This is a genomic window from Pseudomonas sp. 05N433 (assembly GCF_056396925.1).
Map to the genome: position 1 here is coordinate 1 of NZ_JBFTML010000131.1, position 1,115 is coordinate 1,115.

General features: G+C 40.8%; 2 protein-coding genes. Both read right to left on the minus strand.

The window, feature by feature from the left end; translation table 11 throughout:
* The coding region (locus AC1DIS_RS30005; RefSeq protein ID WP_477781304.1) for a glycoside hydrolase family 99-like domain-containing protein at nt 1-499 on the minus strand (499 nt) is incomplete at its 3' end.
* 16 nt (nt 500-515) lie between these two features.
* Nucleotides 516-1,115, minus strand: a 600-nt coding sequence (locus tag AC1DIS_RS30010; protein ID WP_477781305.1) for an acyltransferase family protein, incomplete at its 5' end; no start/stop codon positions are given.

Here is a 1,115-nt window from a genome sequence, read left to right on the forward strand (position 1 = left end):
AGTCTCTACTAAGCATGTCTGAGGAAAATAAATATACTACAGGTTTGCCGTCAATTTTTTTGTATTTTGGATTTTTGAAATAGTTAAGTATCCAGTAATTAACTATTTCATCGAACTGTGACAAACTTTCTGGAGTGTTCGTATGGTTTGCCCATAGTAGAGCAAAATCTACGTTGTAGTCCTTAGCATTTTTTATGTATGAGTCTATAGCGTAGGTGCGGTTTTTTACACCTGTTCCTTGGTCCCAATACCAATCATAGGCAATGAAATTTATCCCGTATTTTTCCATCCATTGCAGGTGCCTTCTCGTCACCTCATCCGACCCCTCTGTGTACCATCCCAGAAGCGGTTCACGTTCGGGGTGCGCTTTGATTTTCGCCCAGCCATCTACATCCGGCCTTTTCCACCCAGGGTAATAGTAGACTCCGACGTCAATAGCATGTGTGGTGGAAGTTATCAGTGATAGAAATGAAAGGGAAGCAACTAGTAGCTTTTTCATAATGGCACCGTAAGTCCTAAGTGTTAGTGGGTTTGGCAGTGCTCAGTGATTGGGCGATGTGCTTTGTCTTGTTTCTATTGGGTGATATAAATGGCTTTTCGATGAATAGGTAAGTGACGACAGATGTGCCTGATACTACGATTAGTACTAAAGGGAGAAGTGCTATAAACGTGAAAATTCCCACTTTGGAAAAATCAAAAATATTGAATGTCGAGAATGCCCAGTAAAGTATTAGACCGTGAGTAAGGTAAATGCTATAGCTTACTTCTCCGAGCGATTTAAGGCCATGTTTTTTCAGTAAGCCAAATATGTCATTTCCAAGGCTGATAATAGCGAATGGGGCTGCGAGAAATAGCATCTGGAGTGTTGAGTATTCTTTATGTTGAAAGAGTGCTGTCGCAATTAATATTGTGGCAATAAATGCCGCGCCTTTTCCTTGTAATAAGGGGACTGCGTGGGGAAGGTGGTTTTTAATTAGGACTGGAATGAATCCGAAAAAAAATAGTTGGAAAAGGCTAGGTTTAATAAGGTTGTTATGAAGCCCTAATGCCACTAGTGCTAGGGTGAATAATGACAGTAATAGGTAGGCTCCCGAGACATTTTTCCGGAATAAGAT